Raw genomic sequence first — 3,782 nt, 5'->3', positions numbered from 1 at the left:
CCGGAAAGGTAAGCGCCGGTGATGGATTCGGGATTGGTCAACAGGTCCGCGTAGGTGCCGCTGTGCACGATGTGACCACCGTGCTCGCCCGCGGCGGGCCCGATGTCGACGACCCAGTCGGCGTGCGCGATGGTGTCGAGGTCGTGCTCGACGACGATCAGCGTGTTGCCGAGATCCCGCAGCCGGACGAGGGTGTCGATCAGTCGCCGGTTGTCGCGCTGGTGCAGCCCGATCGACGGCTCGTCGAGCACGTAGAGCACGCCGGCAAGCCCGGAACCGATCTGCGTCGCCAGCCGAATGCGTTGCGCCTCACCGCCGGACAGCGTGCCCGCCGCGCGCGACAGCGTCAGGTAGTCCAGGCCGACGTCGAGCAGGAAGCCCAACCGGGACTGCACCTCCTTGAGCACCTGACCGGCGATGGCGTGCTCACGGGTGCCGAGGGTCAGCGCGTTGAGGAACTTCGAGCAATCGGCGATGGACAGGTCGCAGACCTGCGCGATGGACTTTGCGTCATCCGAGGCCGCCAGGGTGACGGCGAGGATCTCCGGCTTGAGTCGGGTGCCCTCGCAGACCGGGCACGGTACGTCGCGCATGAAGCCGTCGTAGCGTTCCTTCATCTGCTCGGACTCGGTCTGCTCCATGCGGCGATGCAGGAACGCCATCACGCCCTCGAAGTCGGCGTAGTACGAGCGGGTGCGGCCGTACCGGTTCTTGTACCGGACGTGCACCTGCTCGTCGCAACCCTCGAGAATCGACTTACGGGCCTTGGCGGGAAGCTTGCGCCACGGCGTGTGGACGTCGAAGCCCAGGCTCTCACCGAGGCCCTCGAGCATCCGGGTGAAGTAGTCGGCGGTGTGGCCCATCGCCCATGGCGCGATCGCGCCCTCGGCCAACGTCAGGTCCGGGTCGGGCACCACCAGGTCGGGGTCGACCTCCTTGCGGATGCCGAGGCCCGTGCACTCGGGACAGGCGCCGTACGGCGAGTTGAACGAGAACGACCGCGGCTCAAGGTCGTCCACTGCCAGGGCGTGCCCGTTGGGGCAGGCCAGCTTCTCGGAGAAGCGCTGCTCGCGGTGCGGGGTGCCCTCCTCCTCGTCGACGAACTCCAGCACGACGATGCCGTCGGCGAGACTGAGTGCCGTCTCCACCGAATCGGTGAGGCGCTGCTTGGAACTGGCCTTCACGCTGAGACGGTCGACGACCACCTCGATGTCGTGCTTCTCCTGCTTCTTCAGCTTCGGGGGGTCGGTGAGCGTGTGGACGACACCGTCGACCCGCACCCGGCTGTACCCCTGACTGTTCAGCTTCTCGAAGAGGTCGACGAACTCGCCCTTGCGGGTACGCACGACCGGGGCCAGCACCTGGAAACGGATGCCCTCGTCCATCGCGAGCACCTGGTCGACGATCTGCTGAGGCGTCTGCCTGGCGATGCGCTCACCGCAGACGGGGCAGTGTGCGGTGCCTGCGCGGGCGTATAGCAGGCGCAGGTAGTCGTACACCTCGGTGATGGTGCCGACGGTCGAGCGTGGGTTGCGGTTGGTCGACTTCTGATCGATCGACACCGCGGGCGACAGGCCCTCGATGAAGTCGACGTCGGGCTTGTCCATCTGACCGAGGAACTGGCGGGCGTACGCCGACAGCGATTCGACGTAGCGGCGCTGCCCCTCGGCGAAGATCGTGTCGAACGCCAGCGACGACTTGCCGGAGCCCGACAAGCCGGTGAAGACGATCAACGAGTCGCGCGGCAGGTCCACGTCTACGCCACGCAGGTTGTGCTCGCGCGCACCCTTGACGATCAGGCGGTCAGCCAACTGATTCCCCGTCTTCCAATTCAATCCCGTCAAATGCATCCCGCTTGCCAGCCCGCAGAAGGCAGTCCGCGCCCATGCTATGTCCACCTACCGACAAGCCCGCTACCGTGGCGTCATGACCGCCGTCGACGACAACTACACGGGACATCTCGAAGCGGGAACCGCCGCACGACGCACCCTGCCGGGAGCGACGATCGTGAAGGCGTCCGTGGGCCCCATGGACAACAATGCCTACCTGATCACGTGTTCCCAGACTGGTGAGACGCTACTCATCGACGCGGCGAACGATGCCGCGACCCTGCTCGACCTGGTGGAGGGGTACGCCCCGAAGCTGTCGCTGATCGTGACCACCCACCAGCACGGCGACCACTGGCAGGCCCTCGACGAGGTGGTCAAGGCCACCGGCGCACCGACCGCCGCCCACCGACTCGACGCCGATCCGCTGCCCGTCACGCCCGACCGCATCCTCGCCAACGGGGACACCATCGAGGTGGGCGAGCTCGTCTTCGACGTCATCCACCTTCAAGGCCACACCGAGGGATCGGTCGCCCTGGCGCTCGGCGGACCCGCCACCGGTGACGTCGTGCAGCTGTTCACCGGGGACTGCCTCTTCCCCGGCGGGGTCGGCAAGACGTGGAAGGACGGCGACTTCGAGCGCCTGCTCGGCGACGTCACGCGCCGACTCTTCGACGTCTATCCCGACTCGACCGTCGTCTACCCCGGTCACGGTGACGACACCACGATCGGGACAGAACGGCCGCACCTCGACGAGTGGCGTGAGCGCGGTTGGTGACCCGGTCCCTTCGGCGCCACTGAGAGCGCGACCACGGCGGAAATCCATCGAGACGCGCCCTGCGCTCACGTCGGACGCGGTGACGGCACACCGAGCAGGCCAGAACACACGTACGGTCGAACACATGATTCCATGGCCCAAGCCCGACAAGCCCGGTCCCGGCCAGGAGTCCGTGTGGGACTACCCGCGCCCACCGCGCCTGGAGACCTTCGCAGGCTCGATCACCATCGAACTCGGCGGCCAGACCATCGCGTCGACCGACCGCGGCTGGCGAGTGTTGGAGACCAGCCATCCACCGACGTACTACCTGCCCCATGCCGCCTTCGCCGACGGCGTCCTCCGCGACGCACCCGGATCGTCGTGGTGCGAGTGGAAGGGCATGGCCAGCTACTACGACCTGGCCACCGAGACCCGCGTCGCCGAGCGGGCCGGTTGGACCTACCTCGCGCCGACCAGCGGCTTCGAACCGATCACTGGCGCCATCGCGGTGATGGCGGCGCAGGTCGACCGCTGCACCGTCAACGGCGAGCAGGTCGAGCCGCAACCGGGCGGCTTCTACGGCGGGTGGGTGACCAGTTGGGTCGTTGGCCCGTTCAAGGGCATTCCGGGATCGCGGGGCTGGTAGCCCCGGTCCGCATCAGGACGTATGGACGATGAGGACGTCGGACTTGGAGCGGCGCGCCACGTTGGCGGGCACCGAGCCGAGCAACCGGCCCGCGATGGTGCTGAGGCCGACGTTGCCGACGACGAGGAGGTCAGCCGACAGCTCGTCGGCAAGATCGACGAGCGCGTCGACCGGAGCGCCGACGATGGCCTTCTCCTCGACGTCCTTCGCGCCAGCGGTATGCGCGCGCTCCCTCGCCTCGCGCAGGATCGCGTAGATGGGGGCGTTGCCCGACATCTTGTAGCCCTCGTCCTTGAGAACGTCGGCGGCCCGTGAATCCTCGCTCTGCGGGAAGTATGCGGTCGCCACCACGAGCTTGGCGCTTGCCCCGGCGGCGATCTGGGCGGCCCGATCGACCGCGCGCAGCGATGAATCCGAACCGTCAGTGCCGACCAAAACGGTCTGATAGGCGCTCATTCATGCCCTCCCAGTGTCGATTGCCAAGCCATCCGAGACAGTAACCCGTCGCCACGCAGGCAGGGGCCGATTCGCTCGGATGGCACCTGTACTCGGG

General features: G+C 67.4%; 4 protein-coding genes. 2 read left to right on the top strand and 2 right to left on the bottom strand.

Translation table 11 applies throughout. From position 1 onward, the window contains the following. Positions 1 to 1,811, bottom strand: a 1,811-nt coding sequence (uvrA, locus tag ABW137_RS12670; protein ID WP_526400375.1) for an excinuclease ABC subunit UvrA, incomplete at its 3' end; no start/stop codon positions are given. Between the two features lie 115 nt (positions 1,812 to 1,926). On the opposite strand from uvrA, the gene ABW137_RS12665 reads away from it, so the two are divergent. Together ABW137_RS12665 and ABW137_RS12660 are read left to right on the top strand one after the other, a co-directional pair. After that, positions 1,927 to 2,604, top strand: a complete 678-nt coding sequence (locus ABW137_RS12665; RefSeq protein WP_526400373.1) for an MBL fold metallo-hydrolase — start codon at positions 1,927 to 1,929, stop codon at positions 2,602 to 2,604. Between the two features lie 124 nt (positions 2,605 to 2,728). Next, entirely contained in the window at positions 2,729 to 3,229 is a 501-nt protein-coding gene (locus tag ABW137_RS12660; RefSeq protein WP_526400371.1) for a DUF427 domain-containing protein, read from the top strand. 12 nt (positions 3,230 to 3,241) lie between these two features. Here the strand turns inward: ABW137_RS12660 and ABW137_RS12655 are convergent, their stop codons facing one another. Further along, a complete protein-coding gene (locus ABW137_RS12655) occupies positions 3,242 to 3,685 on the bottom strand; it encodes a universal stress protein (RefSeq protein ID WP_526400369.1) in 444 nt (147 codons plus the stop codon). Between the last annotated feature and the right edge of the window lie 97 nt (positions 3,686 to 3,782).

This window comes from Mycobacterium sp., from assembly GCF_040509115.1.
Taxonomy (GTDB): Bacteria; Actinomycetota; Actinomycetes; order Mycobacteriales; family Mycobacteriaceae; genus Mycobacterium.
The sequence above is the reverse complement of the archived record's forward strand: the minus strand, read 5'-3'. Positions and strand labels throughout refer to the sequence as shown.